This window comes from Saccharopolyspora antiqui (assembly GCF_052246905.1).
Lineage (GTDB): Bacteria > Actinomycetota > Actinomycetes > Mycobacteriales > Pseudonocardiaceae > Saccharopolyspora.
Genome location: NZ_JBQQBO010000003.1, coordinates 16,714 through 43,522, shown reverse-complemented (window position 1 = coordinate 43,522; position 26,809 = coordinate 16,714). Strand labels below are relative to the sequence as shown.

Genomic DNA, 26,809 nt, shown 5'->3' with positions numbered 1-26,809 from the left:
GGCTTGCGAAGCCTGTCGTCGAACTCGTTGTGGTCGGCGGATCCCCTGCCATCGCGGCGCGCGGGATCGAAGACCGGCACCGAGATCGAATCCGCTGCCGCGAAGTCAGGTTCGAGCCCAACTGAATCAAGCGCTGAAGGACTTACATGGCAACCGAAACCTCTGTCGACATTTCCGATGTGGCGCTAGCGGCCGAGGCCCGAGCGCTGGTCGAGCGGCTGGCCGCCGATGCGGTTGCCAGCAAGCTCGCCGCCCAGGACGCCACGCTGTGGGGCCCGGACGCCGAGGCCGAGGCATCCATCCGACTGTCCTGGACCACGCTGCACGAAAGCTCCCGCCCGCTGCTCGCGGAAATCGACGCGCTGCGCGCCGAACTCCACGCCGAGGGACTGGACCGGATCGTGCTGGCCGGGATGGGCGGCTCATCGCTGGCGCCGGAGGTGATCACCGCGACCGCCGGGGTGCCGCTGGTCGTGCTGGACACCACCGATCCCGGACAGGTCGCCGACGCGCTGTCCGGTGATCTCGAACGCACCGTGCTGGTGGTCTCCTCGAAGTCGGGCACCACCGTCGAGACCGACAGCCACCGCCGAATCTTCGAGCACGCTTTTTCGCAAAACGGAATCGATCCTGTGACCCGCATCATCGTGGTCACCGATCCCGGTTCGCCGATGGAGTCGGCGGCGCGCGAAGCGGGCTACCGCAAGGTCTTCACCGCGGACCCGCACGTCGGCGGCCGCTACTCGGCGCTGACCGCCTTCGGCCTGGTGCCCGCCGGGCTGGCCGGTGCCGATGTCGCCGCCCTGCTGGATGACGCGGCAGCCGTTTTCCCGCGGCTGAGCGCCGACGACGAGAACAACCCGGCGCTGCGGCTGGGCGCGGCCCTGGGCGCGGCGCACACCGGGGGCGCCGAGAAGGTCGTGTTCGCCGACACCGGTTCCGGCATCAAGGGCTTCGGCGACTGGGTCGAGCAGCTGATCGCCGAGTCCACCGGCAAGAACGGCACCGGGCTGCTGCCGGTCGTCGTGGAGAACGCCGACGCTCCCGGGTTCGCCGACGCCGCTGCCGATGCGACGACCGTAGCGGTCGGCCCGGGCGTGCCGGGTGCGCGGATCAGCACCACCGGCCCGCTGGGCGGCATGTTCCTGCTGTGGGAGTTCGCCACCGCGGTGGCGGGTCGGCTGCTGGGCATCAACCCGTTCGACCAGCCGGACGTGGAGGCCGCGAAGAAGGCGGCGCGGGCGCTGCTGGACGGTGCGGCCGGTGGCCCGGCCGCGACTCCGGCGCTGGTCGACGGCTCGATCGAGGTGCACCCCTCCGGCGAGTGGCTTTCGGCCGGGGTGGGCAACGTGACCGAGGCGCTGCGCGCGTTCCTGGCCACCGCGCCGCGCGGCGGCTACCTGGCGATCCAGGCGTACTTGGATCGCCTCGACGACGCCTCGACCGCAGTGCTGCGCCCGGAGTTGGCGCGCCGCACCGGGTTGCAGACGACGTTCGGGTGGGGGCCGCGCTTCCTGCACTCCACCGGCCAGTACCACAAGGGCGGCCACCAGAACGGCGTGTTCCTGCAGATCACAGGTGCGCCGGAACACGACTTGGCGGTGCCGGATCGGCCGTACACTCTGGCCGGGCTGCAGCGCGCCCAGGCGTTGGGCGACGGGCAGGTGCTGGCCGACCGGAACCGACCGGTGCTGCGGCTGCACCTCACCGACCGGGCGGCCGGACTGGTCGAGCTGGTCAAGGCCGTGCAGGACCTGCACGGCCAAGTTGGTCAGGGGCAGGAGGGTCAGGCGTGACTCAGAGCGACCAGTGGCACAACCCGCTGCGCGACCCGCGGGACAAGCGGTTGCCGCGGATCGCGGGCCCGTGCGGGCTGACGATCTTCGGCGTGACCGGTGACCTGTCGCGCAAGAAGCTGATGCCCGCGATCTACGACCTGGCCAACCGGGGCCTGCTGCCACCGGGCTTCGCGCTGACCGGCTTCGCCCGCCGCGACTGGGCCGACCAGGACTTCGGCCAGGTCGTCTACGACGCGGTCAAGGAGCACGCGCGGACGCCGTTCAAGCAGACCGTCTGGGACAGCCTGGCGGAGGGCATCCGGTTCGTGCCGGGCTCGTTCGACGACGACGCCGCCTTCGACCGGCTCTCCGACACGGTCAAGCAGCTCGACGCCGACCGGGGCACCGGCGGCAACCACGCGTTCTACCTGTCGGTGCCGCCCTCGGCGTTCCCGACGGTGCTCAAGCAGCTGTCCCGATCCGGGCTGACCAGTCCGTCCGAGGACAGCTGGCGCCGGGTGGTCATCGAGAAGCCGTTCGGCCACGACCTGCGCAGCGCGCAGCAGCTCAACCAGATCGTCAACGACGTGTTCCCCGAGGAGTCGGTGTTCCGCATCGACCACTACCTCGGCAAGGAGACGGTGCAGAACATCCTGGCGCTGCGCTTCGCGAACCAGCTGTTCGAGCCGATCTGGAACGCCAACTACGTGGACCACGTGCAGATCACCATGGCCGAGGACATCGGCCTGGGTGGGCGCGCCGGTTACTACGACGGCATCGGCGCGGCGCGGGACGTGATCCAGAACCACCTGCTGCAACTGCTGGCGTTCACCGCGATGGAGGAGCCGGTTTCGTTCTCCCCGCAGGCGCTGCGCGCGGAGAAGGTGAAGGTGCTGTCGGCGACCAAGCCGGTCGGCCCGTTCGACGAGACCACCGCCCGCGGCCAGTACACCGGTGGCTGGCAGGGCGGTTCGCTGGTGCCGGGCCTGCACGAGGAGGGCGGCTTCGCCTCCGACTCGACCACCGAGACCTACGCGGCGATCACCCTCGAAGTGGCGAGCCGACGCTGGGCCGGGGTGCCGTTCTACCTGCGCTCCGGCAAGCGGCTGGGCCGTCGGGTCACCGAGATCGCGGTGGTGTTCAAGCGCGCCCCGCACCTGCCCTTCGACACCACGATGACCGAGGAACTCGGGCAGAACGCCCTGGTGATCCGGGTGCAGCCGGACGAGGGCATCACGATGCGCTTCGGCGCGAAGGTGCCGGGCACCTCGATGGAGGTGCGCGATGTGACCATGGACTTCGGCTACGGGCACGCGTTCACCGAGTCCTCGCCGGAGGCCTACGAGCGGCTGATCCTGGACGTGCTGCTGGGTGAGCCGTCGCTGTTCCCGGTCAACGAAGAAGTCGAGCTGTCCTGGGAGATCCTCGACCCGGTGCTGGACCACTGGGCGGCCCGCGGCAAGCCCGAGCCGTACAAGGCCGGGACGTGGGGTCCGCCGTCGGCGGACGCGATGCTGGCCCGAACCGGACGCACCTGGAGGCGACCGTGATCATCGATCTGCCGTCCACCACCACTTCGCAGGTCAACAAGAAGCTGGTCGAACTGCGCGAGACCGGTGGTGCCGTCGCGCTGGGCCGGGTGCTGACCCTGGTGATCGTCACCGGGGACGGCACCGAGGTGGAGAAGGCCATCCAGGCCGCCAACGACGCGAGCCGGGAGCACCCGTGCCGGGTGATCGTGGTGGCCAGCGGGGCGCGCCAGGCCGCACCCCGGTTGGACGCCCAGATCCGCATCGGTGGCGACGCCGGGGCGTCGGAGGTCGTGGTGCTGCGGCTGTACGGGCCGCTGGCCGACGAGGGCGCGGGCTCGGTGGTGCCGCTGCTGCTGCCGGACGCGCCGGTGGTGGCCTGGTGGCCCACCGATGCGCCGGACAGTCCCGCCAAGGATCCGATCGGTGTGCTGGCGCACCGGCGGATCACCGACGCGGCGGCCGAAGCGGACCCGATCGCCGCCCTGCAGAAACGCGTCCGGTCCTATGTGGACGGTGACACGGATCTGGCCTGGACTCGGCTGACCTCGTGGCGCGCGCTGCTGGCGGCGGCGCTGGACCTGCCGCCGCACGACCCGGTCACGGCCGCGACGGTGACCGGCGCCGCGGACTCGCCGTCGACCGATCTGCTGGCCGGGTGGCTGGCCAGCTACCTGAAGATTCCGGTGCGTCGGCTGGACCACCCGCGCGGCCCCGGCATCGTCTCGGCGGTCCTGGAGCGGGAATCGGGCGACGTGCAGATCGTCCGCCCGGACGGCAAGGTCGGGTCGCTGACCCAGCCCGGCCAACCGGACCGGCGGGTGGCGTTGCAACGCCGCGAGGTGCGCGACTGCCTCACCGAGGAGCTGCGCCGCCTCGACCCGGACGAGATCTACGAGAACACCCTGCACGGGTTGGCGAACATCGTGCGCGGCGAGGAGGAACCGGCGGAAGACACCGGGGCGAAGGCATGACCCGACCCGATGTCGTCGTGCACGCCACCGGCGAACTGCTGGCGGCGGCCGCGGCGGCGCGGTTGATCACCAAGCTGGTCGACGCCCAGGCCGCGCACGGTGTCGCGTCGGTGGTGCTCACCGGTGGTCGCACCGGTATCGGCGTGCTCGAACAGCTGCACCTCTCCCCCGCCCGGGAGGCGGTGGACTGGGCGAACGTCGACATCTACTGGGGCGACGAGCGGTTCCTGCCGGACGGCGACCCGGACCGAAACGCCACCCAGGCCCGCCACGCACTGCTGGACCACGTCGCCGTGGACCCGCTGCGGGTGCATCCGATGGCCCCTTCGGACGGCAAGTTCGGCGCGGACGCCGACGCCGCGGCGGCGCACTACGCGGAGGTGTTGGCGACCACGGCCTCGCGGGCGACCGACATCGCGGTGCCGCACTTCGACGTGCTGCTGCTGGGCGTCGGCGAGGAGGGCCACACGGCGTCGCTTTTCCCGGACACGCCCTACGTGCAGGAGACCGAGCGGACGGTGGTGGGGGTGCACGACTGCCCGAAGCCACCGCCGACCCGGATTTCCCTCACGCTTCCGGCGATCCAAGCCGCATCGGAGGTGTGGCTGATGACCACCGGCGCCGCCAAGGCCGACCCGGTGGCCGCAGCGCTGGGCGGTGCGAAACCGGTCGACATCCCGGCGGCGGGAGCCCGCGGCCGCACCCGAACCCTCTGGCTCCTGGACCGCCAAGCAGCCTCAGCCATCCCCACCGGCAGCTGACTTTTCGAGGTGAGGGGCACCCGTGACCAAGTTACTGGGTCACGGGTGCCCCTCACCCATTGCGAATAGCGCACCACAGGCGGCGCTCAGCTCCTTGATCACCCTGTTGCCGAAGGCGCGGAGCGCGGCGGAGGTTGGCCCGACTCCGGCTGGGTCAGGAGCTCCCGAAGTACCGCCCGCAGTGACAACTGCGTCGAGGTCCGGATCCTCTGGGATGCCGCCTCGGTCCGGGACTCCAAGGCACCCGACGGTGGCATGCTGACCTTCGAACCCACCGCATGGCACTCCTTCCGCATCTCGTTACGCACCTGAACCCGGTTCGCGCGGCGGCACGAGCAGCGCCGCGCTCCGTTCAGGTGAGAGGTGAAGGGCACCTTTCGCCAACTAACTTGGTAAAAGGTGCCCTTCACCCCGCCTCATCGCGCGCTTCAGGACGTGGGTTGGGCGTAGACGATGATGTTGTCGAGGTAGCGCCTGTCCTTGCGGTCGAATTGGCCGCCGCAGGTGATCAGTCGCAGTTCCGGCGCCGACGTGGTGCCGTAGACGGCTTCGGTCGGGAACGCGTTCTTTTCGTGGCGTTCGATCCGCGACACGGCGAAACTCACCGTGCTGCCGTCCGCGCGATCGACGTGGATCTCCTGTCCTGGACGCATTTCGCGGAGCCGGAAGAACACCGCAGGGCCCTGGTAGGAGTCGACGTGGCCAGCGATCACCGCCGGACCGCGTTCGCCGGGCTCGGGCCCGGCCCGCCACCAGCCGGTGCCCTCGTTGGTGTTCGGTGGCGGCAACACGTTGTTCTGATCCACCTCAAGCGGACCGATCGCAGCGTTGACCCCGATCGCCGGAATCCGAATGCGCACCGGCGCGGCGACCTGCTCGTCGACCTCCGCCGCAACGGCTGGCGGCGCTGGTGTCGACGACGGCACCGGCGGCGCGGGCGGAAGTGGCGGTTCGGACGCCGCTACGGCCACGTCACGGGGCGGAGCGTGGGCGGTGTTGCAGCCGGTCAAGGTCGGCACGAGCGCGGCGCACAGGGCGAGAACGGCCGCGGACCGCACGGGCCCGCGACCGCCACCGGTGCGCAATTCGAAGAGCGTCACCGCAAACCCCTCGCCTTAACCGCGCGCGCTGCTCAGTCGCTTGCGGGCCAGAAGCGCACCGCCAGTCGCCAGCGCGATGCCACCCGCGACGCTGATCGGGAACAGCACGCTGTCCTCAGCCGCACCGCCCATGCCGGTCTCGACACCACCGCTGGGGGCGCCCCCGTTGTCGTCGTCATCGTCGAACGCGGTAGCACCCATCCCGGTCTCAACGCCACCGCTCGGCGCACCGCCGTCGTCGTCATCGTCGTCGAACGCGGTAGCACCCATCCCGGTCTCGACACCACCGCTCGGCGCACCGCCGTCATCGTCATCGTCGTCGACGAATGCCGTGGCACCCATGCCGGTTTCGACACCGCCGCGCGGCGCCGCGCCGCCGTCGTCGTCGCCACCGTTGTCGTCATCGTCGTCATCGGCCAACGTGCTCGCGGCCGGTCCGCTGGTCGAAGCGGGCGCGGCGACTGCCGGAAGGGCCGTTCCGAGAGCAACGCCGCTGGCGAGCAGAACTGCCGCAAGCCACCTCGGGTTGAGGGTCGACATCTTCGAATTCCTTCCAAGTCGTGGATTCGCGGTGCGTCGGGTGGCGCACCACGAGCCGAATTGCGGTGATCCTGTTGCTATGTCCGCTTTTCTCGGCCAGGCAAAGCATCGCAGTCGCACGATGGGCGGCAGATGAAGCAAAGGTGAGGGAACTTTCATTCGCGGCCATTCCAAATCGCCGCCGTACCCCAGCGCGAATTCGGCGAAGACGGTGCGATGTCGGACGCGGCTCCGCACATCGACCGATCAGACCTGATCAGGTGACGCGGCCATTCCTCGCCATTCCCTTGCTCGACCGGATGTTGGTCGTACCCTGTGGCGCGCAACGACGATCAACGGCGAAGGCGAGCTGGGATGACCCGCACTCAGGGACTGCGTCGGATTCGGGCCGACGTGTTGGGGCTGGCGTTGGCGTCGGTGGCCATCCTGCTCGGGATCTTCGGGACCACCGGAGCTGCCGCGAAGGCGCCGACCACCGCGATGCGGGGCGTGTGGATCGCCGGGGTGGACAACATCGACTGGCCGAGCAAGCCGGGGCTTTCCCCGCAGCAGCAACAGGACGAGTACCGCAGGCTGCTCGACGAGGCCGTGGCGAACAAGCTGAACGCGGTGTTCGTCCAGGTGCGGCCGACCGCCGATGCGTTCTGGCCGTCCCCTTACGAGCCGTGGTCGCATTGGCTGACCGGGCAGCAGGGCCGCGATCCCGGCTACGACCCGCTGCGGTTCCTGGTCGACGAGACGCACCAGCGCGGCCTGCAGTTCCACGCCTGGTTCAACCCGTACCGGGTCAGCATGCACGACGATCCGCAGGCGCTCGTGCCGGAGCATCCCGCGCGGCAGCACCCGGAGTGGACCTTCGCCTACGGCGGCAAGCTGTACTACAACCCGGGTGTGCCGCAGGCCCGCCAGTTCGCGATCGACGCGATCATGCACGCGGTGGCGAACTACCCCGTCGACGGCGTGCACCTGGACGACTACTTCTACCCGTACCCGGTCGAGGGCCAGCAGATCCCGGACCAGCAGACCTTCGCCGAGCACGGCCGGGGTTTCGACAACATCGACGACTGGCGGCGCGACAACGTGAACCGCCTGGTGTCCGAATTGGACACTCAGGTGCACCAGGCCAAGCCGGGCGCGGAATTCGGCGTCAGCCCGTTCGGCATCTGGCGCAACGCCGCCAGCGACCCGGCCGGTTCGAACACCAACGGGCTGGAGTCGTACTCGGCGATCTACGCCGACACCCGCAGGTGGGTGCGGGAGGGCTGGGTCGACTACATCGCCCCGCAGGTCTACTGGCAGCTCGGCCATCCGGTTGCCGACTACGCGGCGCTGGTCCCGTGGTGGTCCCAGACGGTGGCGGGCACCGATGTGGCACTCTACATCGGCCAGGGCGCCTACCGGGTCGGCGGCGAGGGCTGGACCGACCCCGGCGAGCTCTCCGCCCACCTGACGTTCAACAGCAAGTACCGGAACGTCAAGGGCGACATCTACTTCAGCGCCAAATCCCTGACCACCAACGCAACCCAAGCCATGACCCGCCTGGTCGCAGAACACTACGCCGACTACTGATCCCGTCCCCGTCCACACCGTTCAGGCGAAGAGTGAAGGGCACCTTCGACCGGCTTACTCGGTCAAAGGTGCCCTTCACCCATAGGCGGATCCGGGTGAAGGGCACCTTTCGCCAACATAGTTGGTGGAAGGTGCCCTTCACCTCGCACTCATCGTGGTGAATCGGGGGTGGGGGTGTCTCGGTAGATCTGGAGGCGGAGTTCGCGGGCTTTGGTCATGTGGTCTCGGGCCAGGTCGTGGGCGCGGGTTGGGTCGCGGTTCTCGATCGCTTCGATTAGGGCGTGGTGTTCGGCGAGGGCTGCTGGCCAGCGACCGGGGGCTTTGAGGGTGGTGGCCGGGTAGCGGGTCAGGTGGTTGTTCAGGCGGGTCAGCAGGTCGACGATGGTGCCGTTGTGGCTGGCCAACCAGATGGCCTCGTGCACCGCGCGGTTGGCCGCCGCCATCGCGGGCGGGTCATCGGTCGGGGTGGCGTCCATGGCCGCCTGCGCGCGCCGGATCCGGATCAGGTCGAAGTCGGTGTGCCGCTGGGCGGCGGCGGAGGCCGCGGTGGCTTCCAGGGAGATCCGGACCTCGTAGATCTCCAGGATCTCCTCGGGGCTGCGGGTGCGCACGCGCATGCCCCGGTCGCCGCGCTCCACCAGTCCGTCCTGCTCCAGGCGGCGCAGCGCCTCGCGCACCGGCGTGCGGCTGGTGCCGTACCGGTCGGCAAGTGCCAGCTCGACCAGTTGGGCTCCGGTCTCGAACGTGCCGTCGACGATCTCACCGCGCAGCCGTTCGTACACTTCGGACAGTGCTGCTCCCCTCCTCTCGTGCGCGCCAATTCCGGTTCTCACCGCGACTCACGACCTCGCCCGGCCCGCGCTCGCACCGGCCAACCGGCCGAACACCGCACCCGAGGTCAGCCCGCTGCCGCCCGGGTAGTTCCCGGCGAACAGCCCACCGACCATCTCACCCGCTGCGTACAGCCCATCGATCGGCTTGCCGTCGGTGCCCAGTACCTGGGCGGATTCGTCCACTCGCACCCCGCCGAAGGTGAAGGTGATCCCGCAGCCCACCGCGTACCCGTAGTACGGCGCGGTGTCCAACGCCTGCGCCCAGTTCGACTTCGGCGGGCTGACCCGGGCGGCGCGGCCGTCCTTGACCGCCGGGTCGAACGGATTGTCCACAATAGATTCGTTGAACTCGGACACGGTGCGCCGCAGGCCATCAGCGTCGATGCCGAGCCGTTCGGCGAGTTCGGACAGCGAGTCGGCCCGCGCACCGGCGATCGGCCACGAGTCGTACTCCTCCTTGCGCAGCAGCGGACGCGTCTTGGCGTCGAAGAGCTGGAACGCACGTCCCCGCGGCTGGTGCAGGATGTCGCGGCCGTACTTGGCGTAGGTGTAGTTGCGGAAATCCGCGCCCTCGTCGACGAACCGCGCACCGTCGGCGTTGACGACGATGCCGATCGGATAGCTCTGCCGGGTCAGCTGGTTGGTCAGCTCCCGGTCGCCGCCGGTCGGGCTGGCATCGGCGTCCCAGGCCACGCTGTGGCAGGAACCCCAGTCGCCGTGCGCGGCGGCACCGGCGGCCAGCGCGAGGTCGAGCACCTCACCGGTGTTGGTGGGCGTGCCGCGGACCAAAGCACGATCCCAGCCCTCCCCGAGGTGCTTCGCGCGACGCTTCGGGTCGGCCTCGAAGCCACCGGCCGAAAGCACCACCGCACCAGCCCGGATCCGATGCTCCGCACCCGCGGCGTCGCGGTAGCTGACGCCGCGTTCGGCGGCGTCGGCGAGGTGCAGCGCGGTGACCTCAGCGCCGTAGCGGATCTCCACTCCTTCACGCAGCGCCGCCTCGGTGTGCCGGGCGATGAGGCCCTTGCCGCCGTCGACGGTGCCGACGAACAGCCCGCCGGAGAACACCCACTCGCCACCGGAGAGGTACGCCTGCCGCTCGTACAGCAGCCGCCACCTGATGCCCTTGCCCGCCAGCCACCGCACGGTGTCGGTGGACCGGGAGACCAACACCTCGGTCAGCATCGGATCGCACCTGCCGTCGGTGACCCGCCGCATGTCGTCCGCGAATGCGCGCCGCGGGTATGCGGGCACCACCGAGTTGGCGTGGCGCTCGTCGGGTTCGAGCAGGTCGGCGATGTCATCGATGCTGTCGAAGGCGAACCGGAACGCACCGGCGGTGTAGAACGAGTTGCCACCGGCGGCGTCGGCGGACGCCTTCTCCAGCAGCAGCACCGTCGCGCCCTGCTCGACGGCCGAGTGCGCGGCCGAGAACCCGGCATTGCCGCCGCCGACCACCACCACGTCGAACTGCTCGGACATCCTGCTCCTCCCTGGGTTTCAGCGGTCCAGCGCCCAGAGCGCGGCGATCGATGCCAACTCGCCGGTACACCGCTGCATACACAAGTATTCACACGGCGCGGCACGGCGCGTCAAGGCCCGGTGGTGGAGCGGCTGGGTGCCGGAGCGGCTTCGAAGGCGGGCTCAGGTGAGTTCGGCGAAGTGCTGGACATGGGTGGTGGCCGCGACGACGAGGCCTCCTGCCGGATGACCGTTTGCCGCTGTCGCGTAGGTGAAATCCGGCCCGGTCGCTTGATGCCGACCTACTGCGGCTCGGTGATCACCACGACACCGTCCTGGTCGGAGACCACGTGCTCGCCGGGCACGAAACGGATGCCGCCGAGTTCGATCACCTCGTCGACGGTGCCCTCACCGGTCTTGGTGCTCTTGCGCGGGTTGGTGCCGAGCGCCTTGACGCCGAAGTCCATCTCCGCCAGCAGCGCCGAATCGCGCACCGCGCCGTTGATGATGACCCCGCGCCAGCCGTTCGAGCGGCCGATCTCGGCGATCACGTCGCCGATCAGCGCGGTGTGCAGCGAGCCGCGACCGTCGACGACCAGCACCTGCCCGTCGCCCGGCTCGGAGAGCACCTGCTTGAGCAGCGCGTTGTCCTGGAAGCAGCGGACCGTGCGGATCCGGCCCTCGAATGCGGCGCGGCCACCGAAGTTGCGGAACTGCACGTCGCAGCTGCGCACCTGCGGCCCTTCCCGATCCGCCAGATCAGCCGTCGCCACAGTCATGATTCCTCCCGGTCACCGCCGCTCCAACGGCGAGCGTATCCACCCCCGACCGAACTCCGCACAACACCGCGATCAACACCACACCGATCCGACTCCGCCGGTCTCACCCGGGCACTAGATCCGGCCGGTTGTGGGCGCGCAGGCTTTCCTGCGATCCCTTCACGCGTCTCGCCACCACTGCGAAGTAGTCGGCGACCGCGGTTCCCCATTCCGCCGACGAGTGACCCCATCTACCCGACCAGTCCTTGAAGACCCCGTCGGCGACGTGCTGAGGATCCGCCGGTGCCGAACGGATTTCCGCGAACGCGCCCACGAGGCGGGCAACCGCAGGCCGATGTCAGTGGTCGCAGGTGCGGGCTCTTTCGAGGAGGATGGCGCGTTCACTGCTGTTCGCCGTGAGGGTTGCGGCTCGTTCGAATTCAGCGCGGGCCTCTTCGGGTCGGTTGAGTTTGACGAGGAGATCGCCGCGGACGCTGGGCAGCAGGTGGTAGTTCCGCAACGACGGTTGCGACACGAGCTGGTCGACCAGGCCCAGGCCGTGCTCCGGGCCGTAGGCCATCGACACCGCCACCGCGCGGTTGAGCTCCACCACCGGCGACCGGGAGATGTCGGCCAGCACCTCGTAGAGCGCCGCGATGCGAGCCCAGTCGATCTCATCCGGAGTCCGGGCCCGCGCGTGGCAGGCGGCGATCGCGGCCTGCAGCGTGTACGGGCCGGGCCTGGCGCTGAGCTGCTCCGCGCGTGCCAGCGCCGCCAGCCCGCGCCTGATCAACAGCTGGTCCCACCGGGTGCGGTCCTGCTCCAGCAAGAGCACCGGCTCGCCCGAAGGGCCGGTCCGGGCGGCGGTGCGGGACGCCTGGATCTCCAGCAGCGCCACCAGCCCGTGCACCTCGGGTTCGTCCGGCACCAACCCGGCCACGATGCGCCCGAGCCGCAACGCGTCCTCGCACAGCTCGGCCCGCATCCAGTCCTCACCCGCCGTCGCGGCATAGCCCTCGTTGAAGACCAGGTAGATGACCTCCAGCACCGAAGGCAGCCGGGCCGCGAGTTCGTCGCCGCTCGGCGTCTCGAACGGAATCTGCTTGCGGGCCAACGTCTTCTTGGCCCGCACGATGCGCTGGGCGACGGTCGCCTCGGGCACCAGGAACGCGCGGGCGATCTCGGTGGTCGTCAGCCCGCACAGCACCCGCAGGGCCAGCGCCACGCGCGCCTCGGTGGACAGCACCGGGTGGCAGGCGGTGAACACCAGCCGCAGCAGATCATCACCGAAATCGGGGCCGGATTCGACGTCGGCGGGCTCCTGGAACTGCTGGTGTTCCAGCTCGCGCCCGAGCTCTTCCTGCTTGCGCGCCAACCGCTGGTCGCGGCGCAGCCGGTCGATCGCGCGGTGCTTGGCGGTCGACATCAGCCAGGCCCCGGGGTTCGGCGGGACACCGGCGTCCGGCCATTTCTGCAGGGCGATGACCAGCGCGTCCTGCGCGAGTTCCTCGGCCAGGCCGACATCGCCGACGATCCGGGCCAGACCGGCGATCAGCCGGGCCGCCTCGATCCGCCAGACAGCCTCGATGGCGCGGTGCGTTTCGACAACGGTCACCGCGCCATCTCAGCGCGTCCCGCCGGTGGCGGCAAGCAGGTTCAGGCGATGCCGCCGTGCTTGCGCACCTCCTCGCGCAGCCGGTACTCGCGGTCGGCCTCGCCCTCGGACATCGCGTCGGCGGCGACGAAGTCCTCGGTCTCGAAGATCTGGCGCACCTCGACCGACGCCGGGCACCGCTTGGCCCATTCGACCATCTCCTCGCGGGAACGGACCTGGAACAGCCAGAATCCAGCGATCAGCTCCTTGGTCTCGGCGAACGGCCCGTCCACGATCGCCCGCCCGCCATCCGCGGTGACCTCGGTGCGGAAGCCCTTGGAACTGGGGTGCAGGCCTTCACCGGCCAGCAGGACACCGGCCTTGACCAGCTCCTCGTTGTAGTCGCCCATCTCCTTGATGACCTCTTCGCTGGGCAGCACGCCAGCTTCGCTGTCCTCGTCGGCCTTGACGATCACCAGGAATCGCATCGTGGGTCACTCCTCCGTCTGGTGCGTCCGGTCCCTCCGGCCGCTCACCAACGCATCGAACGGGCTCCCCGGAAATCGACACATCCCTCGATTTTCTTCTGCAAACACATGCCCTTCTCCGCAGGGCCCATTCCGAGCGAGATCACCGGCTTTCAACCGAGCAGATGCCTCGACGTGAGCTCGTTGAACAGCTCCGGGTTCTCCATGTTCGTCATGTGCCCGCAACCGGCCATCTCGACGAGTTCGGCCTCGGGCATCCGCTGGGCCGCTTCTCCGGCGATTCGGTGCAGGTCGGACAGCTCCAGTTCGCCGACGACCAGCAGCGTCGGCGCGGTGATCTGCTCCAACGCGGCCTTGACGTCGCGCTCCAGCATCTTCCCGGCCGCCGCGTGGTGCTTGCGGACGGTGGCCATGGCCATCTCGCGGCAGCGCGCCCGGATCCCCGGGTCCACCTCGTCCGGCCGCCGATGCGGACCGTCCACGGCGAACCGCAGGAACGCGTCGACGTACCGGTCGGCGTCCTTCGCCTCGATCGCCTCGGCCTGTTCCCGGTGGCGAGCCAGCAGGAACGGGTCGCGGAACTCCACCGGCGGGATGCCGGGGCCGCTGAGCACCATGCGGCGCACCCGCTCGGGGTAGCGCAGCGCGAACGCCGAGGCGGTGGCACCGCCCATCGAATTGCCCAGCAACGACGCCGATTCGACCCCGAAGAAGTCCAGCAGCTCTCGAAGGTCCTCCTCGGGGCGGTAATCGACCATCCCCGTGCTGGAGCGTCCCTGCGAGCGCGCGTCGTAGCGGATCACCGCGTGGTCCGAGGCGAGTTCCAACTGCTCGTCCCACATCCCAGCGCCCAGCAATCCGGCGTGCAGCATGACCAGCGGTGGACCGGAACCGACGATCTCGGCGTACAGCTCGCCGTCCGACACCGGGACTTTCACCGACTCGACAACACTCATGACAACCAAGGTGTCATAATGACACTGTGGTTGACAACTCTGATCGTCCGCTGCCGCCGGACGAACTCGGCCCGCGGCTCGCCGAGATCTACGCCGTCATCGGCCCGCTCTACCGCCGAGTGGCACGCGTGGTCGAGCGCGACAGCCCCCGCAGCGGGCTTTCCGTCGGGGTGCGCGCCGTCCTCGAACGGCTGGAACTGTCCGGCGCGGCCGAGGCTGTGCCGCAGCTCGCGCGCGCTCTGGAACTGAGCCGACAGTTCGTGCAACGCATGGTCAACGATGCGCTGGAGCAGGGATTCGTCGAAATGCGACCGAATCCCGCGCACCGCCGCTCAGCGCTGGTGGCACTCACCGAGCGGGGCCACGCCGCCATCCGCTCGGTCCAGGCGGTCGAACACGAGGCGATGGGCCGCGTCGGCGGCGACCTCACCGCCGCCGAGGTGGCGACGACCCTGCGGGTGCTCCGCCACATGCTCGCCGCCGTCAACGAGTTCGACGTCTGACTCCGGTGCGAACGCAGCAGGGCCGGGTGGGCGATCGCTCGCCCACCCGGCCCTGCTGTCGATCAGCGGCCCTTGCGTTCCCGGAGCTTGGTCAGCGCCTCCTCCAGGATGGCCATCCCGTCGGCGTCGCTGCGCCGCTCCTTCACGTACGCGAGGTGGCTCTTGTACGGCTCGTTGCGCCGCGCCTCAGGCGGATTCTCCTGGTCCAGGCCCGCCGGCAGTCCGCAGCGCGGGCAGTCCCATTCCTCCGGCACCTCGGCGTCCATCGCGAACGACGGTCGGCTGTGGTGCCCGTTCACGCACCAGTAGTCGACGCGCTTTCGCGGTGCGGCTTCCCCCCGCTCCGACTCGCCTATCGTGGGGCCCGAGCCCACACGAGTGCCGCGAATGGCGTTACCACCAGTCATCCGTCCTCACCCACCAAGCGGCCCGGGTCGTCGACCGGCTGGGTGCCCGGTCGATCAACCGATCTTGATCAACAGGCCGACCCCGATGATGGAGATGATCCACAGCGCCATGACGAACAACGTCATCCGGTCGAGGTTCTTCTCCGCCACACTGGAACCGGCCAGGTTTGACTGCACACCGCCGCCGAACAGCGAGGAGAGTCCGCCACCCTTTGCCCGGTGCAGCAGCACCAGCAGCACCAGCAGCACACTCGTCACGATCAACATGATCTGCAGGAAAAGAGTCATCACGTCCTCGTTCGCACAGCGGTTCGCAACCAAGCGTACCGGGCCGGGAACAGCGAGTTGACCACTGTCCACCCGTTTGCCAAGACGGTCTCACAACCCGCACCGCAGCCCAGCAGCCGGGGCACCCCCAGTCAGGTGGTGGGTGAGGGGCACCCGTGACCAAGTTACTCGGTCACGGGTGCCCCTCACCTCGAAAAGTCACGGCAGGGGTCCACCGGCGGCCATGGCGGAGAGCTTGGCGAACTCGTCGCCGTTGAGGCTGGCGCCGCCGACCAGGGCACCGTCCACGTCCGACTGGCCGACCAGGTCGCCGATGTTGCTCGACTTCACCGAGCCGCCGTAGAGCACCCGCACCTCGTCGGCGATCTCCTTGCCGTACTTCTCGGCCAACGCCGACCGCAGCGCCGCGCAAACCTCCTGCGCGTCGGCTGCGGTGGCGACCTTGCCGGTGCCGATCGCCCACACCGGTTCGTAGGCCACCACGACCTGGCGCACCTGCTCCGCCTTGAGGCCCTTCAGACCGTTGATCAGCTGGCTGGTGCAGTGCTCGACGTGGCCACCGGCCTCGCGCACGTCGAGCCGCTCGCCGACGCACAGGATCGGCGACATGCCGTGCTTGAGGACGGCCCGCACCTTCTTGTTGACCAGCTCGTCGGTCTCCGCGTGGTACTCGCGGCGCTCCGAGTGGCCGACCACGACGTAGCTGCAGCCCAGCTTCGCCAGCATCAGCCCGGACACGTCACCGGTGTAGGCCCCGGAGTCGTGCTCGGAGACGTCCTGCGCACCGTGCTTGATCAGCAGCTTGTCGCCGTCGATGAGCGTCTGCACGCTGCGGATGTCGGTGAACGGCGGCAGCACCGCCACCTCGACCTTGCTGAAGTACTTCTCCGGCAACGCGAAGGCGAGCTTCTGAACCAGGGCGATCGCCTCCAGGTGGTTCAGGTTCATCTTCCAGTTGCCGGCGATCAGCGGCTGCCTGGCCATGTTCAGCGCTCACCTTCCAGGACCGCCACACCGGGCAGGTCCTTGCCTTCCAGGTATTCCAGCGACGCACCGCCGCCGGTCGAGATGTGCGAGAAGCCGTCCTCCGGCAGCCCGAGCGTGCGCACCGCCGCGGCCGAATCACCACCACCGACCACGCTGAACGCGCCGGAGTCCACAATGGCCTGTGCGACGCCGCGGGTGCCGTCGGCGAACGCCGGGAACTCGAACACCCCGGCCGGGCCGTTCCAGAACACCGTGCGGGCCTCGCGGAGGATCCCGGCGAACAGCTCGACGCTGCGCGGCCCGATGTCCAGGCCCATCCAGTCGGCCGGGATCGCATCCGCGGCCACCACCCGATGCTCCGCGTCCGCGGCGAAGCGGTCGGCGACCACCACGTCCACCGGCAGCACCAGCTTGTCGCCGTGCTCGGCCAGCAGTTGCGCGGTGGAGGAGATCTGGTCCTCCTGCAGCAGCGAAGTCCCGACGTTGTGACCCTGCGCGGCCAGGAACGTGTAGGCCATGCCGCCGCCGATGAGCAGCTTGTCGACCTTCGGCAGCAGCGCCTTGATCACGCCGAGCTTGTCGGAGACCTTCGAGCCGCCGAGCACCACCGCGTAGGGGCGCTTCGGGTCGCCGGTCAGGGTGCGCAGCACCTCGACCTCGGCGAGCACCAGCCCTCCGGCGTAAGCGGGCAGCCGCTTGGCGACGTCGAAGACCGACGCCTGCTTGCGGTGCACCACGCCGAAACCGTCCGAGACGAACGCCGCGTCCGAGCCGACCAGCGCGGCCAGCTCGGCGGCCAGCGCGCCGCGTTCGGCGTCGTCCTTGCTGGTTTCGCGGGCGTCGAAGCGGACGTTCTCCAGCAGCGCGACCGAACCGTCGGTCAGCCCGGCGACCACCGACTTCGCCGAGTCGCCCACCACGTCGGCGGCCAGCGCGACGTCGGCACCGAGCAGCTCGCCGAGCCGATGCGCGACCGGGGCCAGCGAGAACTTCGGCTCCGGCGCACCCTCCGGCCGCCCGAGGTGCGCGGTGAGCACCACCTGGGCCCCGGCCCCGGTCAGCTTGCGGATGGTCGGCAGGGACGCGCGCACCCGGCCGTCGTCGGTGATCTTCTCGCCGTCCAGCGGCACGTTGAGGTCGGCGCGCACCAGGACACGCCGACCCCGAACGCCCTCGGACAGCAGATCGTCAAGGTTCTCCACGGTCTGCTCCTACATGGTTATGGGAAGACCCGCACGAACTGGGCGGCTTCAGCGGCTCAGCTCGTGCGGGTCCCTAAAGGGCTGGCTTTTCAAGCGGCGAAGCCGCTTCCTGCGGTAGACCGCCGCCGCGACGCCCGACTCGCCACCTGCCTGAGCTGCCGCAAGCGGCGGAGCCGGTTAGGCCACCTACGCCACCCGCACCGCCACGCAAGTTGCGTACGGCATTTCCTACGAAAGCTTCTTCGCCACGAGGTCGACGAGGTCGGCGAGGCGGTTGGAGTAGCCCCACTCGTTGTCGTACCAGCCGACGATCTTGACCTGGTTGCCGATGACCTTGGTCAGCGGCGCGTCGAAGATCGTCGAGTGCGGGTCGGTCACGATGTCGCTGGAGACGATCGGATCCTCGTTGTACTTCAGGATGCCCTTGAGCTTGCCGTCCGCGGCGGCGGTCTTGAACGCCTCGTTGACCTCGTCGACCGAGGTGCTCTCGCGCACGGTCGCGGTCAGGTCGGTGACCGACCCGGTGGGCACCGGCACGCGCATCGCGTAGCCGTCGAGCTTGCCGTTGAGCTCCGGCAGCACCAGGCCGATGGCCTTCGCCGCGCCGGTGCTGGTCGGCACCACGTTCACCGCGGCGGCGCGGGCGCGGCGCAGGTCCTTGTGCGGGCCGTCCTGCAGGTTCTGGTCGGCCGTGTAGGCGTGCACCGTGGTCATCAGGCCCTGCTCGATGCCGAAGGTGTCGTTTAGCACCTTGACCATCGGAGCCAGGCAGTTGGTGGTGCAGGACGCGTTGGAGATGATGGTCTGCGAGCCGTCGTACTTGTCGTCGTTGACGCCCAGCACCACGGTCAGGTCCTCGCCCTTGGCCGGGGCGGAGATGATGACCTTCTTCGCACCACCCTCGTCCACGTGCTTGCGGGCGTCCGCGGCGTTGGTGAAGAAGCCGGTGGACTCCACGACCACGTCGACACCGAGCTCGCCCCACGGCAGCTTGCCCGGGTCGCGCTCGGCGAGGATCTTGATGAGCTTGCCGCCCACCTCGATGCCATCGCCGGTGACCTTCACCTCCTGGTCGAGGCGGCCGAGGATGCTGTCGTACTTGAGCAGGTGGGCCATGGTCGCGACATCGCCCAGGTCGTTGGCGGCCACGATCTCGATGTCGTGATCACTGGCGGTCGCGGCCCGCCAGAAGTTCCGCCCGATCCGACCGAAGCCGTTGATCCCTACACGAACGGTCACGCCGATCTCTCCTCGTGACTGACCCGGCCGACGAGGCGGCGGGTGAGGTGGATGGTCTCGGCCCAACCCTATCTGCCGCAGAAGCCGTCGCACGCGGCCGGGCGCGGCGCGTTCACCGTCTGGAACGGCCAGCGCATTCGCGGCGCCCGATCGCCCCGGGCCCAACCGGCCGAAAGTACGAACAACTGCTGGTCAACAGCGACTGAAAGGCGGACGCGGAAAGGCAACGCTACGTGATCGACATCTCCGTACCGGTATAGATCGCCGCCCCGATTTTCCCGGTTTCCCCAGCGGCTTCCACCGTCCCCACCAGCGACAGAACGGACTTTTCGGCACGGCCTCGCAAACCGCGACGGCGCCCGGCGGATGCCGTCGAATTCGCCGGAAACCGGAGAATTTCACGCCGAACGAGTGAAGTTGGCGATTTTGCCCCAGCACCGCTGCCGAATTGACGGTGTCGGGCTCGGGCGATTTCGCGCGAAACCGCCGCTTCCCGTGGGGAGCGGATGGCGATTTCGCGCGAAACCGCCGCAACTCCGGAAAGGCGGCGCCGGTTTCCAGCCGGGCGACCTAGACCCGTCAGGCGTCGGCTTCGAGCATTTCCGCCGTGACCGCGGATTCGGTGTCCGGGACACCGAGTTCGCGGGCGCGCTTGTCGGCCATCGCCAGCAGCCGCCGGATCCGACCGGCCACCGCGTCCTTGGTCATCGGCGGGTCCGCCAGCTGGCCGAGCTCCTCCAGCGACGCCTGCCGATGCGCCAGCCGCAACCGACCCGCCATCAACAGGTGGTCGGGGGCCGTCGGCCCCAGCAGCTCCAGCGCCCGCTCCACCCGCGCGGCCGCGGCGACCGCGGCGCGCGCCGAGCGGCGCAGGTTGGCGTCGTCGAAGTTGGCCAACCGGTTCGCGGTCGCGCGCACCTCGCGGCGCATCCGGCGCTCCTCCCAGGCCAGCACGCTGGAGTGCGCACCGAGCCGGGTCAGCAGCGCGCCGATGGCGTCGCCGTCGCGGACCACCACCCGGTCCGCGCCGCGCACCTCGCGCGACTTGGCCGCCACACCGATCCGCCGCGCGGCCCCGACCAGGGCCAACGCCGCCTCCGGCCCCGGGCAGGTGACCTCCATCGACGACGACCGGCCCGGTTCGGTCAGCGAGCCGTGCGCCAGGAAAGCGCCCCGCCAGGCGGCCTCCGAATCGCAGGCCCCGCCGGAAACGACGTGCGCGGGCAGGCCGCGCACCGGGCGGCCGCGCGGGTCGAGCAGCCCGGTCTGCCGGGCCAGCCCCTCCCCGTCCTTGACCACCCGCACCACGTACCGGGTGCCCTTGCGCAGTCCGCCGGAGGTGATCATGTGCACGTCGGAGTGGTGCCCGAACAGTTCGTGGATCTCCTTGCGCAGTCGACGCGCCGTGGAGCCGCTGTCCAACTCGGCCTCGATCACCACCCGGCCCGCCACGATGTGCAGCCCGCCGGCGAAGCGCAGCAACGAGGAAACCTCGGCCCGTCGGCAGCAGGTCTTGGTCACCGACAACCGACTCAACTCGTCCTTGACCGCCGCGGTCATCGCCACCGGTCCGTCCTCCTCTCCAGTGCGGCCCGCAGGCTCGCCGCGAGCGCCTGCGGGTCGTGCCGTCCCGGCACCGCGGGCGCGGCGATCTTGTCCAGCAGAGTCTGCGCACCCAGTCCGGCTGCCGCAGCGCGAAGCCGGTCCGGGGTGGGTACCGAGTCCGCGTCGGCCAGCACCGCGTCGACCCGCAGCCGAGGTGCGTGCTGCGAGAGTACGTCGAGGTGCTGTTCGGGTGAGAAGCCCGCCGTCTCGCCCGGTTGTGGGATGAGGTTGAGCACCACGAACCGGCGCGCGGCAGTGCTCACCAGCGCCTCGTGCAACCCCGGAACCAGCAGGTGCGGCAGCACGCTGGTGAACCACGAGCCGGGTCCGAGCAGCACCAGATCGGCGTCCAACACCGCCCGAACCGCCTGCGGGCAGGCCGCCGGTTGCTCCGAACCGTTCGCGTGCAAACGGATTTGTTTCACCCTTCCGGGCGTACTCGCGATGGCCACCTGTCCCCGGATCGTGCGAACCGCATCGGGGTCGGAATCCAGCCCGACGACGTCGGCCGCCATGTCCAGCGGCACGGTCGACATCGGCAGCACCCGGCCCCGCACGCCCAGCAGGCGGCAGGCCTGGTCGAGCACCTCGACCGGATCGCCCAGCACGTCCAGCAACCCGGCGAGCACCAGGTTGCCGACGGCGTGCCCGGCCAGCGCGCCGCTGCCGCCGAAGCGGTGCTCGAACACCCTCGACCACAGCTGCCCGTCGGAATCCGAGTCGGCCAGCGCGGCGAGCGCCTTGCGCAGGTCACCGGGCGGCAGCATGCCCAACTCGCGCCGCAGCCGACCGGACGACCCGCCGTCGTCGGCCACCGTCACCACCGCGGTCACATCGGAGGTGATCCGGCGCAGCGCCGACAGGGTCGCCTGCAGGCCGTGTCCGCCCCCGAGCGCGACCGCGCGCAGCGGGCTCGTCACTCGCGCCCCAGGTCCCGATGCACCGTCTTGACCATCATCCCGTCGTCCTCGGCCAGCCGACGGGCCAGCTCCTCGGCCAGCGCCACGCTGCGGTGCTTGCCGCCGGTGCAGCCCAGCGCCAACGTCAGGTAGCGCTTGCCCTCGCGGTGATAACCCGCCCCGACCAGCCGCAACAGCTGCTGGTAGCTCTGCAAGAACTCCTCCGCGCCCTCCTGGCCGAGCACGTAGTTGCGGACCTCGTCGTCGAGGCCGTTGAACTCGCGCAACTCCGGGATCCAGAACGGGTTGGGCAGGAACCGGCAGTCCATCACCAGATCGGCGTCCATCGGCAGACCGTACTTGTAGCCGAAGGACAGCACGGTGACCCGGGTTCGGGTGCTGGCTTCGGTGCCGAAGGCGTCCTCGATCTTGGACCGCAGCTGGTGCACCGACAGGCTGGTGGTGTCCAGGACCAGGTCGGCCTCGGAGCGCAGCTTGGACAGCAGCGAGCGCTCCGCGGCGATCCCGTCGGCCAGTCGACCCTCGCCCTGCAACGGGTGGCTGCGCCGCACCTGCTCGAAGCGGCGGATCAGCACCTCGTCGGTGGCCTCCAGGAACAGCACCTTCGGCTTGTAGCCGCGGGCGTCCAGGTCCTTGATGACCGCCCCCAGGTCTTCGGTGAACGCGCGGCTGCGCACGTCCATCACCACGGCGACCCGGGTGACCGCGCCGCTGGAGCGCGCCCCCAGTTCCACCATGGTGGCGATCAGTTCCGGTGGCAGGTTGTCCACCACGAACCAACCCAGGTCCTCCAGGCATTTGGCCGCGGTGCTGCGCCCCGCCCCGGACAGGCCGCTGACCACGGCGACCTCGATGCCCGACTGCTCGTCAGTCACTGCTCTCCCCTTCAGCGTTGTCGGCGCCGGGCTCGGCCCGGTCGTCCGGCACCGGGCGTGGCCCGGCTCCCCCGTCGGCCGCCAACGCCGAGTGCACGGTCTCGGCGGTGTGGCGGCCGATTCCGGGGACCGCGGCGATCTCGTCCACCCCGGCCTGGCGCAGTTTGCGCACCGAACCGAAGTGCTTGAGCAGCGCCGCGCGGCGCGTTTCGCCCAGCCCCGGAATCGTGTCCAATGTGGAGCTTGTCATGCGCTTGGAACGCTTCTTGCGGTGGTAGCCGATCGCGAAGCGGTGCGCCTCGTCGCGGACCCGTTGCAGCAGGTAGAGCGCCTCGCTGGTACGCGCCAAGATCACCGGGTCCGGGTCGGCGGGCAACCACACCTCCTCCAGCCGCTTGGCCAGGCCGATCACCGCGACGTCGGTGACGCCGAGTTCGGTGAGCGCATCGGCAGCGGCGTTGGCCTGCGGGGCACCACCGTCGATGACCAGCAGGTTCGGCGGGTAGGCGAACTTGCGCGGGCGGCCGGTGTCCGGGTCGATGGCCGCCCCGATCCGATCCCCTTCGGCTTTGCCGGTTTCGCTGAGGTAGCGGTGGAAGCGGCGGCGCACCACCTCGTCGATCGACCCCACATCGCCGCCCGCGGCCCCCTCCCGGACCGCGAAGCGGCGGTATTCGGACTTGCGCGGCACGGCATCCTCGAACACCACCAGCGACGCCACCACGTCGCTGCCCTGCACGTGGCTGACGTCGATGCATTCGATCCGCAGCGGTGCGGTGTCCAGCCCCAGCGCCTCCTGCAACTCCTGCAGCGCCGCCGAACGCGCGGTGAGGTCACCGGCGCGGCGCAGCTTGTACTGCTGGAAGGCCTCCTTGGCGTTGCGCTCCACGGTCTCCATCAGCGCGCGCTTGTCGCCGCGCTGCGGCACCCGCAGGCTCACCCGGCTGCCGCGCAGCTCGCTGAGCCACCCCGCGATCGCGGTCGCGTCGTCGGGCAGCTGCGGCACCAGGACTTCGCGCGGCACCGGACTGCCGCCAGCGTCGGCCTGGTCCGCCAACGCGGCCTGCTCGCCGTAGAACTGGGTGAGGAACTGGGCGGTGAGTTCTGAGGTGTCGGTTTCTGTGCCATCGGCATTGGCGACCTTGTCGATGACCCAGCCGCGCTGGCCGCGCACCCGGCCGCCGCGGATGTGGAAGACCTGCACGGCGGCGGCGAGCTCGTCCTCGGCGAAGGCGACCACATCGGCGTCGGTGCCGTCGCCGAGCACCACCGCCTGCTTCTCCATCGCGCGCCGGAGGGCCTCCAGGTCGTCACGCAGCCGGGCGGCGCGCTCGAACTCCAGCTCCGCGGAGGCCGCCTGCATCTCCTTGTCCAGCTTGCGCATCAGCTGGTCGGTGTGCCCGGCCAGGAAGTCGCAGAAGTCCTCGACGATCGAGCGGTGTTCGTCGGCGTCGACCCGCCCGACGCACGGCGCGGAGCACTTGCCGATGTAGCCGAGCAGGCAGGGGCGGCCGATCTGCGAGTGCCGCTTGAACACCCCGCCGGAGCAGGTGCGCGCCGGGAACACCCGCAGCAGCAGGTCCAGCGTTTCGCGGATCGCCCACGCGTGCGCGTACGGGCCGAAGTAGCGCACGCCCTTGCGGCGCGGGCCCCGGTAGACGTGCAGGCGCGGGAACTCCTCGTGCAGCGTCACGGCCAGCACCGGGTACGACTTGTCGTCGCGGTAGCGGACGTTGAACCTCGGGTCGTACTCCTTGATCCAGGAGTACTCCAGTTGCAGCGCCTCGACTTCGGTGCCGACGACGGTCCACTGCACGCCGGTGGCGGTGGTGACCATCTGCCGGGTCCGGGGATGCAGTCCGGCGAGGTCGGCGAAGTACGACGACAGCCTGCTGCGCAGGCTTTTCGCCTTGCCGACGTAGATCACTCGGCCGCTGGCGTCGTTGAACCGGTAGACGCCGGGGGCGTCCGGGATCGTGCCAGGCGCTGGTCGGTAGGTGGACGGATCGGCCACGTCTCCACCCTACGTGCGGGGACCGACCGGCCGGATCTCGGTGCGGCCGCGCAGCTCGGCAGGGCACACTTGCTGCAACGCCCGTGATCACGCTTCGCGCCTGTGCTGGGAGGTCAGCCGTGCACACCGAGAACGCCCATCCCGATCGCGCGACGTTGTCCGAGGTCGGGCCTGGCGTACACGCCTGGGTCCAGCCGGACGGCTCGTGGTGGATCAACAACGCGGGTGCGGTGCTGGGCGACGACGGCATCGTGCTCATCGACACCTGCGCCACCGCGCAGCGCACCCACCGGTTCCTGGACGCGGTGCGCACCGCGGGTGGGGATTCGCCGATCCGGTTCGCGGTGAACACCCACCTGCACGGCGACCACACGCACGGCAACGCCCTGCTGCCCGACTCGACCGTCCTAATCGGACACTCGGCGACCCGCGCGGGCATCCTGGCCGACACGTTCCTGACGGATCTGCCGCCGGTTTGGCAGCCATCGCCGGAGTGGGGCATCGGCGAACACCGCGCGCCGACGGTGGTGTTGCAGGATTCGCTCACGCTGCACAGCGGCGACCGCCGGATCGAACTGCACCACCCCGGCCACCCCGCGCACACCGCGGGCGACGTGGTGGCGTGGGTGCCCGACGCGGCGGTGCTGTTCACCGGCGATCTGATCTTCCACGGCGTCACGCCGCTGGTGTTCATGGGTTCGGTGGAGGGCGCGCTGAAATCGCTGGACTGGCTGGCCGGTTTCACCGCCGCGACGGTGGTGCCCGGCCACGGCTCGCTGCTGCCCGGCTCGGCGTTGCCCCGGGTGCTCGAAGACCACGCCCGCTACTACCGCTTCGTGCTCGACACCGCACGCCAAGCCCGCACCGACGGCCTCTCCCCACTTGAGGCGGCACAGCGCTGCGACCTGGGCGAATTCGCGGCCTGGCCAGACCGCGAACGCATCGTCCTGAACCTGCACCGCGCCTACGCGGACGCCGACGAAACCGAACTCGACCTAACCGCCGCCTTCACCGACGCCATCACCTACAACGGCGGCCCCCTCCACTGCGCCGTCTAACCGATTGCGCCGTCTAACCGATTGCGCCGTCTAACCGATTGCGCCGTCTGAGCGACCTTTTCGAGGTGAAGGGCACCTTTGACCGAGTAAGCCGGTCAAAGGTGCCCTTCACCCATCACCCGATCCGGGGGTTACAGGGGGCGGGGTAGGCGTTGGTCGACTGGGGCGAGGGTTACTGGTAGGGCTGGGAGGGTTTGGTACCAGTAGGCGACCGAGGAGACGTCGTCGGAGCGCTTGTTGGCGTGCCCGTGCTCGATGGTGGCCTTGATGGACCGTTCGAAGACCACCGGATCCTCGACGTGGAACCGGTAGTACGACACCTGCCCGCTCCAGTTCGGTCCGCCCGGCATGGTCAGCCCGTGGTAGGGCGACTGGTACGCCTGGGTCGGGCACCACGCGGTGTTGAAGTAGTCCTCGGTACCGGTGCCGTGCAGCCGCGGCGGCCAGGGCTCGCCGTCGATGAAGAACATGTCGTCACCCTCGCCATACCAGTTCCAGTCGGTGGTGTGGCGCAGGTTGTGCACGTTGAGGACGGTGCCGACGTAGTGCCCCCGCCCCTCGGCTTCCAGCAGCACGTAGTTGCCCGCGCCGTCGGTGTTGGTGCCGCCGAAGAGGAATTCCTCGTTGGTCTGATCGCCCTGCTCGACACCGTCGGTGGGGTTCTGCCGACGCCACTGCGCGTGGAAGTAACCCAGTTCCGGTTCCACCTCGGCGTAGGTCTCGTAGTCGATGTAGTAGTAGAAGGTCACCGGCTTGATGCTCATCTCGCTGATCAGCTCGAACCGGGCGCGCCCGGCGAAGGGCATCGCGAACCAGCAGTTGAAGCCCTTGCCGTCCTGCGGGCTCATCTGCAGCGGCGCGGACGCGAAGTTGGCGCTGCGACCGTGGCCCATGCCGAAGAAGTCCCCCAGCGGCACCAGCACGGCCGGTTGCGGCGAGTCGTCCCAGCTGATCTTCAGGACCAGCCGCCGCAGGTAGTCGCCCTCGATCTCGGCCGGTCGGCCGAGGTGGTCGACCGCGACGGTGCACCAGATGTGGGTGATCACGCCGGGTCCGGCGATGTCGGCCAACTCCCTGGTTTGACCCGGCTCGATGCGCATGTTGTCGGTGTTGCCGCCGGTTCGGTCCCAACTGGACACCCGCCCGCGCCGACTGCGCCGGAGCCGGGGCAGATCCCGCAGACTGCTGCCGAACGATCCGTATCCGGACAAGACTTCCTCCCCAGTAGTAGCTTGTGTTCTGGATCACTTCTATCACGCGGGGACGGGACGCCGTCGGTTTTCCCGGCACCCCGACCAGACTTCGCCGCCGACGCGCGCGGAAACTCCGCTCAGCCAACGAAATCGGCGCGCTGCCCCCGACGGCGGTCG

25 protein-coding genes and 1 pseudogene are annotated in these 26,809 nt (G+C 69.6%); 8 read left to right on the top strand and 18 right to left on the bottom strand.

Annotated elements, in window-relative coordinates; translation table 11 throughout:
- Positions 1-146: 146 nt before the first annotated feature.
- From ACTWQN_RS07215 to ACTWQN_RS07195, 5 genes and pseudogenes are all read left to right on the top strand, one after another.
- On the top strand, positions 147-1,796 hold the full coding sequence (locus tag ACTWQN_RS07215) for a phosphoglucose isomerase-related protein (RefSeq protein ID WP_443202551.1): 1,650 nt from the start codon (positions 147-149) through the stop codon (positions 1,794-1,796).
- Positions 1,793-3,328: a glucose-6-phosphate dehydrogenase gene (zwf, locus tag ACTWQN_RS07210; protein ID WP_443202550.1), complete on the top strand. Its 1,536-nt coding sequence runs from the start codon at positions 1,793-1,795 to the stop codon at positions 3,326-3,328. The genes ACTWQN_RS07215 and zwf overlap by 4 nt, the downstream gene beginning before the upstream one ends.
- Positions 3,325-4,281, top strand: coding sequence for a glucose-6-phosphate dehydrogenase assembly protein OpcA (gene opcA / locus ACTWQN_RS07205; protein ID WP_443202549.1), 957 nt, complete (start codon positions 3,325-3,327; stop codon positions 4,279-4,281). Before zwf ends, opcA begins: the two co-directional genes overlap by 4 nt.
- Positions 4,278-5,042, top strand: a complete 765-nt coding sequence (pgl, locus tag ACTWQN_RS07200) for a 6-phosphogluconolactonase (RefSeq protein WP_443202548.1) — start codon at positions 4,278-4,280, stop codon at positions 5,040-5,042. The genes opcA and pgl overlap by 4 nt, the downstream gene beginning before the upstream one ends.
- A 159-nt stretch (positions 5,043-5,201) precedes the next feature.
- A pseudogene (locus ACTWQN_RS07195) lies at positions 5,202-5,354 on the top strand (DUF397 domain-containing protein); the annotation flags it as partial.
- 116 nt (positions 5,355-5,470) lie between these two features.
- Here ACTWQN_RS07195 and ACTWQN_RS07190 read toward each other — a convergent pair.
- Together ACTWQN_RS07190 and ACTWQN_RS07185 are read right to left on the bottom strand one after the other, a co-directional pair.
- Positions 5,471-6,142, bottom strand: a complete 672-nt coding sequence (locus ACTWQN_RS07190; protein ID WP_443202547.1) for a class F sortase — start codon at positions 6,140-6,142, stop codon at positions 5,471-5,473.
- A 15-nt stretch (positions 6,143-6,157) separates the two neighbouring features.
- A complete protein-coding gene (locus ACTWQN_RS07185) occupies positions 6,158-6,682 on the bottom strand; it encodes a GVDTG sorting domain-containing protein (RefSeq protein WP_443202546.1) in 525 nt (174 codons plus the stop codon).
- A 354-nt stretch (positions 6,683-7,036) separates the two neighbouring features.
- On the opposite strand from ACTWQN_RS07185, the gene ACTWQN_RS07180 reads away from it, so the two are divergent.
- Positions 7,037-8,251, top strand: a complete 1,215-nt coding sequence (locus ACTWQN_RS07180; protein WP_443202545.1) for a glycoside hydrolase family 10-like protein — start codon at positions 7,037-7,039, stop codon at positions 8,249-8,251.
- 149 nt (positions 8,252-8,400) lie between these two features.
- Here the strand turns inward: ACTWQN_RS07180 and ACTWQN_RS07175 are convergent, their stop codons facing one another.
- The 6 genes from ACTWQN_RS07175 to ACTWQN_RS07150 all read right to left on the bottom strand — a co-directional run bounded on the left by ACTWQN_RS07175 (position 8,401) and on the right by ACTWQN_RS07150 (position 14,341).
- Positions 8,401-9,033, bottom strand: coding sequence for a GntR family transcriptional regulator (locus ACTWQN_RS07175; RefSeq protein WP_443202544.1), 633 nt, complete (start codon positions 9,031-9,033; stop codon positions 8,401-8,403).
- Positions 9,034-9,090: 57 nt separating this feature from the next.
- Positions 9,091-10,566 (bottom strand): FAD-dependent tricarballylate dehydrogenase TcuA, encoded by a 1,476-nt coding sequence (tcuA, locus tag ACTWQN_RS07170; RefSeq protein ID WP_443202543.1) that lies wholly within the window; start codon positions 10,564-10,566, stop codon positions 9,091-9,093.
- 281 nt (positions 10,567-10,847) lie between these two features.
- Positions 10,848-11,324: a ribonuclease E activity regulator RraA gene (rraA, locus tag ACTWQN_RS07165; RefSeq protein ID WP_443202542.1), complete on the bottom strand. Its 477-nt coding sequence runs from the start codon at positions 11,322-11,324 to the stop codon at positions 10,848-10,850.
- A 337-nt stretch (positions 11,325-11,661) separates the two neighbouring features.
- A complete protein-coding gene (locus tag ACTWQN_RS07160; protein WP_443202541.1) occupies positions 11,662-12,918 on the bottom strand; it encodes an RNA polymerase sigma factor in 1,257 nt (418 codons plus the stop codon).
- A 41-nt stretch (positions 12,919-12,959) separates the two neighbouring features.
- The gene (locus ACTWQN_RS07155) at positions 12,960-13,385 is read right to left on the bottom strand and encodes a YciI family protein (RefSeq protein WP_443202540.1); all 426 of its coding nucleotides are present in this window, start codon (positions 13,383-13,385) and stop codon (positions 12,960-12,962) included.
- A 152-nt stretch (positions 13,386-13,537) separates the two neighbouring features.
- Positions 13,538-14,341: an alpha/beta fold hydrolase gene (locus ACTWQN_RS07150; RefSeq protein ID WP_443202539.1), complete on the bottom strand. Its 804-nt coding sequence runs from the start codon at positions 14,339-14,341 to the stop codon at positions 13,538-13,540.
- 26 nt (positions 14,342-14,367) lie between these two features.
- On the opposite strand from ACTWQN_RS07150, the gene ACTWQN_RS07145 reads away from it, so the two are divergent.
- Positions 14,368-14,844, top strand: coding sequence for a MarR family winged helix-turn-helix transcriptional regulator (locus ACTWQN_RS07145; RefSeq protein WP_443202538.1), 477 nt, complete (start codon positions 14,368-14,370; stop codon positions 14,842-14,844).
- A 62-nt stretch (positions 14,845-14,906) separates the two neighbouring features.
- Here ACTWQN_RS07145 and ACTWQN_RS07140 read toward each other — a convergent pair whose 3' ends face one another.
- From ACTWQN_RS07140 to uvrC, 9 genes are all read right to left on the bottom strand, one after another.
- Positions 14,907-15,251: an RNA polymerase-binding protein RbpA gene (locus ACTWQN_RS07140; RefSeq protein ID WP_443202537.1), complete on the bottom strand. Its 345-nt coding sequence runs from the start codon at positions 15,249-15,251 to the stop codon at positions 14,907-14,909.
- A 54-nt stretch (positions 15,252-15,305) separates the two neighbouring features.
- Complete coding sequence (gene secG, locus ACTWQN_RS07135; RefSeq protein WP_443202536.1) at positions 15,306-15,539, bottom strand: preprotein translocase subunit SecG; 234 nt, start codon at positions 15,537-15,539, stop codon at positions 15,306-15,308.
- 198 nt (positions 15,540-15,737) lie between these two features.
- Positions 15,738-16,523, bottom strand: a complete 786-nt coding sequence (tpiA, locus tag ACTWQN_RS07130) for a triose-phosphate isomerase (RefSeq protein WP_443202535.1) — start codon at positions 16,521-16,523, stop codon at positions 15,738-15,740.
- A gap of 2 nt (positions 16,524-16,525) precedes the next feature.
- On the bottom strand, positions 16,526-17,728 hold the full coding sequence (locus ACTWQN_RS07125; RefSeq protein ID WP_443202534.1) for a phosphoglycerate kinase: 1,203 nt from the start codon (positions 17,726-17,728) through the stop codon (positions 16,526-16,528).
- A gap of 228 nt (positions 17,729-17,956) precedes the next feature.
- The gene (gap, locus tag ACTWQN_RS07120; protein ID WP_443202533.1) at positions 17,957-18,967 is read right to left on the bottom strand and encodes a type I glyceraldehyde-3-phosphate dehydrogenase; all 1,011 of its coding nucleotides are present in this window, start codon (positions 18,965-18,967) and stop codon (positions 17,957-17,959) included.
- Positions 18,968-19,546: 579 nt separating this feature from the next.
- Positions 19,547-20,533, bottom strand: coding sequence for a DNA-binding protein WhiA (gene whiA, locus ACTWQN_RS07115; protein ID WP_443202532.1), 987 nt, complete (start codon positions 20,531-20,533; stop codon positions 19,547-19,549).
- Positions 20,524-21,492 carry a gluconeogenesis factor YvcK family protein gene (locus ACTWQN_RS07110; protein ID WP_443202531.1) on the bottom strand — a complete coding sequence of 323 codons (969 nt, stop codon included), beginning with the start codon at positions 21,490-21,492 and terminating at the stop codon, positions 20,524-20,526. The genes whiA and ACTWQN_RS07110 overlap by 10 nt, the downstream gene beginning before the upstream one ends.
- Positions 21,489-22,367, bottom strand: coding sequence for an RNase adapter RapZ (rapZ, locus tag ACTWQN_RS07105; protein ID WP_443202530.1), 879 nt, complete (start codon positions 22,365-22,367; stop codon positions 21,489-21,491). The genes ACTWQN_RS07110 and rapZ overlap by 4 nt, the downstream gene beginning before the upstream one ends.
- Positions 22,360-24,381: an excinuclease ABC subunit UvrC gene (gene uvrC, locus ACTWQN_RS07100; RefSeq protein ID WP_443202529.1), complete on the bottom strand. Its 2,022-nt coding sequence runs from the start codon at positions 24,379-24,381 to the stop codon at positions 22,360-22,362. The genes rapZ and uvrC overlap by 8 nt, the downstream gene beginning before the upstream one ends.
- Before the next feature lie 119 nt (positions 24,382-24,500).
- Here uvrC and ACTWQN_RS07095 point away from each other — a divergent pair, with 119 nt between their 5' ends.
- Entirely contained in the window at positions 24,501-25,439 is a 939-nt protein-coding gene (locus tag ACTWQN_RS07095; RefSeq protein WP_443202528.1) for an MBL fold metallo-hydrolase, read from the top strand.
- Between the two features lie 131 nt (positions 25,440-25,570).
- Here ACTWQN_RS07095 and ACTWQN_RS07090 read toward each other — a convergent pair whose 3' ends face one another.
- Positions 25,571-26,650 (bottom strand): glycoside hydrolase family 172 protein, encoded by a 1,080-nt coding sequence (locus ACTWQN_RS07090; protein ID WP_443202527.1) that lies wholly within the window; start codon positions 26,648-26,650, stop codon positions 25,571-25,573.
- Positions 26,651-26,809: the final 159 nt, after the last annotated feature.